7 protein-coding genes are annotated in these 5949 nt (G+C 39.9%); all 7 read left to right on the forward strand.

Annotated features, from left to right (window positions below):
• On the forward strand, nucleotides 1–1389 hold a 1389-nt coding region (locus QZT73_RS03100), incomplete at its 5' end, for a DEAD/DEAH box helicase (RefSeq protein WP_363331084.1).
• Between the two features lie 517 nt (nucleotides 1390–1906).
• The gene (locus tag QZT73_RS03105; protein ID WP_291778210.1) at nucleotides 1907–3064 is read left to right on the forward strand and encodes a hypothetical protein; all 1158 of its coding nucleotides are present in this window, start codon (nucleotides 1907–1909) and stop codon (nucleotides 3062–3064) included.
• 29 nt (nucleotides 3065–3093) lie between these two features.
• Nucleotides 3094–3438: an HPF/RaiA family ribosome-associated protein gene (locus QZT73_RS03110; protein WP_291778207.1), complete on the forward strand. Its 345-nt coding sequence runs from the start codon at nucleotides 3094–3096 to the stop codon at nucleotides 3436–3438.
• A gap of 568 nt (nucleotides 3439–4006) precedes the next feature.
• The gene (locus QZT73_RS03115; protein WP_291778204.1) at nucleotides 4007–4339 is read left to right on the forward strand and encodes a DUF3291 domain-containing protein; all 333 of its coding nucleotides are present in this window, start codon (nucleotides 4007–4009) and stop codon (nucleotides 4337–4339) included.
• 352 nt (nucleotides 4340–4691) lie between these two features.
• Nucleotides 4692–4988, forward strand: coding sequence for a type II toxin-antitoxin system HigB family toxin (locus QZT73_RS03120; protein WP_291786574.1), 297 nt, complete (start codon nucleotides 4692–4694; stop codon nucleotides 4986–4988).
• A 17-nt stretch (nucleotides 4989–5005) separates the two neighbouring features.
• Nucleotides 5006–5374 carry a transcriptional regulator gene (locus QZT73_RS03125; protein WP_291786575.1) on the forward strand — a complete coding sequence of 123 codons (369 nt, stop codon included), beginning with the start codon at nucleotides 5006–5008 and terminating at the stop codon, nucleotides 5372–5374.
• Between the two features lie 146 nt (nucleotides 5375–5520).
• Nucleotides 5521–5682 (forward strand): hypothetical protein, encoded by a 162-nt coding sequence (locus QZT73_RS03130; RefSeq protein WP_291786578.1) that lies wholly within the window; start codon nucleotides 5521–5523, stop codon nucleotides 5680–5682.
• The last annotated feature ends 267 nt before the right edge of the window (nucleotides 5683–5949 follow it).

Below are 5949 nucleotides of genomic sequence, written 5' to 3' on the forward strand. Positions count from 1 at the left end.
ATATCTCTCTTACCATTTCTACAATATTTCGCGTCAGCAGTATTTCAACTTTATTTCAACTATTTTAGCAAAATGGATAAAGATTTGGAACAACAGTTTTTAAGTAACCTGGAAATACATGCATTCAATGAGATGCAGCGGGCATTTATAAATGCAGCAGAAAACAATCCCAACCTCATGCTGCTGGCACCAACAGGTTCCGGTAAAACCCTGGCTTTTTTGTTTCCTTTATTCAAAAACCTGGATCCCACTTCCAGAAGTATTCAGGCTCTGATCATCGTTCCCTCAAGGGAATTGGCCTTACAGATCGAGCAGGTTTTCAAATCCCTGAAAACAGGTTTTAGAGTCAGCACCTGTTATGGAGGCCATTCCATGAAATTGGAAAAAAACAGTCTGGCGGAATTTCCCGAACTGGTTGTCGGCACCCCAGGCCGGCTATCCGATCATGTCAACCAAGGGTCTTTGGATACCTCAGCCATCCAAACAGTGGTATTGGATGAGTTTGATAAATCACTTCAACTCGGGTTTCACGATCAATTGAGGGATATTTTCAGAAAACTGATAGCTGTCCAAAGACATTACCTTACCTCTGCTACCAAGATGGGACGTTTACCGGAATTTATTCCTTTTGACAATCCTCCGGTGGTGGATTTCCTGAGCCAACAAAAGGATTCCAAACTGGAACTAAAATTCCTGCCTACCTCCAGCAAAGAGAAAACCCAGAACCTGATGCGTTTGATTTCCCATTTTCAAGGAGAGGCCTGTATTGTGTTCTGCAACCACAGGGAGGCGGTTGACCGTATCAGCCTGCTTTTGGGCGATCATGGCTACGAGCATGCGGTGTTACATGGTGGCATGGAACAGTTGGACCGGGAGAAAAACCTCATCAAATTCAGAAGTGGGGTGGTCAATTTACTGATTGCCACAGACCTGGCCTCAAGAGGACTGGATATACCGGAAATCAAGCATATCGTGCATTATCAGCTTCCTCCAAAAGAAGACGCATTTACCCACAGAAATGGTCGTACAGCCAGGATGCATGCCTCCGGGCAGGGATATTTGGTCCTGTCCGATGAGGAGGAATTTCCGGAATACCTGGATGAAAACAACGTAGAGGAGGTGGAAATTATGGAAACCATCCCTTCCGAGCCGACCGGATTTGCTTTGCTTTACCTCAGTGCCGGCAAGAAAGATAAAATCAGCAAGGGAGATATTGTGGGTTTCCTGATCAAAATCGGAAAAGCCAGCAATGAGGCTATCGGTTTGATCACCATCATGGATTTTGCCAGTTATGTGGCGGTGAAGCGCAGTATAGCCCCTGGCTTAGTCAAAAAACTCAATGGAGAAAAGCTGAAAAAGTCCAAAGTGAAAGTGGCCGAAGCGAATTGAAATAAAAAACCTAATGTAGAAATGGAAATCACTTTAGACTTTATCAAACAACTCAAATAACAAATCCTCAGTGGCCGCTACTTAGTTGCCAAAATGGCAAATGCAGAATCTCTGCGCTTGTATTTTTCTATTGGTATGGGTTTAGACAAAGAAATCAGGAATAGAATTCTTGGAAAAATCTGAATTTAACATTCATCCTTCAGCCCCCATCAGCTGACAATTAACACTTCCTCCAAAATACTATCGGAACGAATAAGCGTGAACAATGTAATATATACCAAGAAGTATGTACGATAAATAGGTGATTAATGACCACCTTGTATGTAATTACAAAATCCACCTTCTCAACCTGAATGGTTGCAATTACCCGGAACCTGATTGCCCAATTATTTGCAATGAGGAAAATATGGGCATGGTCGCTCAATTCCAGACAGGCCGATTAACCAACATTTTAATGAATCCGGCAAGGGGATGTGGGGTACCTGGTCTTAAAAAGCAAACAATTAAATGAATTATAATGACTACTAAACTTACCCCTGAGTTAATTAAAGAACTGCTTGCAGAAACTGCGAAACCCTGTATTTCTCTTTATATGCCAACACATCGTAGCCATCCGGAGAATATTCAGGATACTATCCGTTTTAAGAACCTTCTCAAAAAGGTAAAGGAGTCATTATCGGAAAAACTTACCACCGGTGAAATTACTGAGTTGTTGGAACCAATCGAAGCGCTTGGCGAAAACAAGGACTTTTGGAATCACACCACAGAAGGACTTGCTGTTCTTCGTTCTCCGGGACGTTTTGTGGTGATACATTTACCGGTAGCGGTTGGTGAGCTTGCGATAGTCTCGGACAACTTCCACACCAGACCACTGAGACGTTATTTGCAGTCGGCAGATCGATACCATGTCCTGGGTTTAAGCCAGCATGAATTTCATCTATATGAAGGCAATCGGCATGCGCTTGTTGAAATAGTCCTTCAGGAGGATATTCCGAATACAATAGAAGCAGCACTTGGAGATGAATTGACCGATGAGCACATTACCGTTGCATCTTATGGAGGAGCAGGCGGCGAAAGTTCAAATATGCATCATGGACATGGCGGGAAAAAGGATGAAGTGGATATCGATGCCGATAGATTTTTCAATATTGTGTCTGACACCGTACAGAAAAATTTTTCTAAGCCCAGTGGTTTTCCTTTGATTCTCGCGGCTTTACCCGAACACCATGACCGGTTTCAGCAGGTAAACGAAAATCCCATGCTGTTACCGGATGGAATTGAAATAAATGCACAATCTGTTTCAATAAAAAAACTCGCAGCATTGGCATGGGAAGTCATGGAGCCTGTCTATTTCAAGAAGCTTGAGGATATAGGGGGCAAATACCAACAGGCGAAGGCCAATGGTTTAGGAAGTGACAATATCGATGATGTCACCGATGCAGCTGAAAGCGGAAGAGTGGACACTCTTTTGATTGAAGAAGGAAGAATCATTGCCAAGCGCCTGAGAAACAAAACCACCGGCACCTTTGAAATGATGGATTTAACACAACCTAAGTTGGATGATTTACTCGACGACATAGGCGAGTTGGTAAATAAAATGGGGGGCACCGTATTGATTATCCCACAGGATAAAATGCCTTCTACTTCCGGCCTTGCGGCCATATTAAGGTATTGATCGTTCATTTTCACTAAATTCAATTTTCTATGACCATTCAATTTAACACAGATAAAAGTGTGCCGGGTAACGAAGAGTTTACAGCCACTTTTCTAAATCTGATCGAAGAGGGATTAAGCCGCTATGATCATCATATTACCCGATTGGAAGTTCATCTTTCCGATGAGGATGGATTGAAGGAGGGCATGAATACCAAACGTTGTTTGCTGGAAGCCCGGCTAAAAGGACGCCAACCTTTTTCGGTGATCAACCAGTCTGACAGCTATGATCAGGCCATTTCGGGAGCATTGGATAAATTAACAACTTCACTGGATACCATTCTTGGCCGTTTGGGGAATCATCAGCGCAAGAGGATCGATAAAACCGGTCTTTGAAATATTTTTTTACATCAAACCGCCAGGGGCGCAAGGGTTGCGCGAAGAATTCTTCTTTACGATATCCTGGTGACCTTGGCGGTTTGAAATAGCTGATTTTTGGGTGTTGATTTTTTTATTTTGGAATAAGGAGGGGGGTAAATGCGGCGCAGCTGCATTTATCCCCCCTTCATCATGAACAATATCTCCGGGCACCGAGCGAAGTCGAGGTGAACCAAAAAAAGATATTGCTACTGGGTTCAATGGGGATATGCAAAATAAATGATTAAACCGCAAAGCATGGAAAGGTTTTCTAAGGACTTTTCCTTGCGTTTTCTTGGCGGTCTTTGCGGCTAGAAAACGTGCTTTTCTATAATTTAAGTTCAGCCCCCATCATCCCCTTCCCCAATCCCCAAAAAGTAAAAATACCCTGTTTAAGCTATTTTTTGTGAAGAAAGAATTTGGTAGGTTTAGAAAATAAAACCTGGAAATTCCTGACTATTTATTACATATGGAATAATAAGAACGGGCTTTAGGTATAATTAAGGGATTTACTTGCAATGTTTGAACAAAAAACCAACAGATAAACATGAAAGCTACCATTACATCCATAGAGCTAAAGGGACCGCTTAAGTTTTTTGCTTTATCTTCAAAAGCCCTGAATATTATTAAACAACTTAAAGCGACCCAATGTAGGGACTTCAAAAAAAGGGGTATTTGGACTAAACATTATACCATGACACTGTGGAATAGTGAAATGGAACTGAAAGAATTTGCCAAAAGCGGTGCACATTTAGATGCCATGCAAAAAAGCAAACAAATTGCCAAAGAAATAAGAACAATCACTATAGATACTGAGACTCTTCCATCTTGGAATGAAGCAAAAAAACTATTGGAAAAAGCAAAAGTTTTAACGTTTTAGTTGGAGTAAGCATGGTGTGGAATATCCTTAATCTTGAGACTTGAAAAATCTGATGGAAGCGGTATTTCTGCATTTGGCTAACTCAGCAACACATTACCAAACTTTTCGATAGTATTCATGTCAGCGAGCCTATTAAGCCTATTTTTTAATCTGGGAATTGGATGAAAAGGCAACTGTTTGGAATGTTAAAGAAATTTGAAATAACTTAATAACTAAACCGCAAAGGACGCAAGGGTTCGCTAAGGACTTTTTATAGCGTTTATTGATCGTTGGCAAGCATAAAAAAAATCCAAATACAGAAAAGTTCCCAAATTGAGAATTTCGTCTTATATTTACATCAAGATTTAAAGGCATGGAAAGAATTTTTTCAAAAAGTACCCTAAGAGAATTTTGGGAGAAACACGCTGACTCTGAACAGTATCTAAAAACTTGGCATAACACAGCAATTAATGCAGAATGGAAAACCCCAGGTGATGTTAAACAGACTTATGCGAATGCCAGTGTTTTAAAAGACAGCAGAATTGTCTTTAACATAAAAGGTAAATCTTATAGACTTGTTGCCAAGTTCAATTTTGAAAAACAATGGATTTTTATCCGATTCATTGGAACCCATGACGAATATGACAAGATTGATGCTAACTCGATATAAAATTAAAAATTAAAACCATGATAATAAGACCAATAAAATCAGAATCTGACTATAGAGATGCATTAAAGAGAATGGAAGTCATCTTTGATGCAGCAATAGGAACACCTGAAAGTGACGAAGCAGATATACTTGGATTAATGATTGATGAATATGAAAAGAAACATTATCCGATAGAAACTCCTGACCCAATTGAAGCTATCAAGATCAGAATGGAAGAAATGCAACTAAAACAAGTTGACTTGGTAGATGAAATTGGTGGAAAAAGTAGAGTTTCGGAAGTTTTAAACCGGAAAAGAAAATTGACTGTAGAGATGATAAGAAACCTCACAAGACGATTAAATCTATCTCCAGGTCTATTGATCAATGACTACGAACTGGTACGATAAAAAAGCACAACAGTCAGTACCCGGAAATCAACATCCAAGATTTTAAAGAATCACATGACCGATTTCTGAAATCACTTTATAAAAGTTACCAAATAAGGTATCTCTGTACGCTATTAAAATTAAAATATTAAAGTCAAAACAAGAATATGACAAGGCTTGTGATATTGAACAGATATTTGGGTATACCCTTGGAATCACTGATTGCCGGAAATAAGGATGTAAACCTGGAGCCGGAGTCACGGGATAAACTTCTGGGAATTGCGGCTATCAAAAAGTATTTTTTAGGGTCTAAGGCTGCTAATTTTTAAGTGAAATGCTGATTTTTTCAGAAGGAGAAAACCGGAAGGGCTTGAATTTAATGTTAAAAAAATGAGAAAATCTTAATATTATAAATTTACAATGTAAAAAATTCTCAATTTTCTTTACATTAGTGTTTTACAAAATAAAGAAAACAAGAAAATCTTTACAGTAAAATGTCCTGGCAACCCACATCGCTTCCCTACCGCTTAGATCTTGAGACCAAGGGGGTGCTAAAAGCACTCAATGGTGCACACCGTGCCTTGGCTGAGCTTAAG

The organism is Cecembia sp. (assembly GCF_007126775.1).
GTDB lineage: Bacteria > Bacteroidota > Bacteroidia > Cytophagales > Cyclobacteriaceae > Cecembia.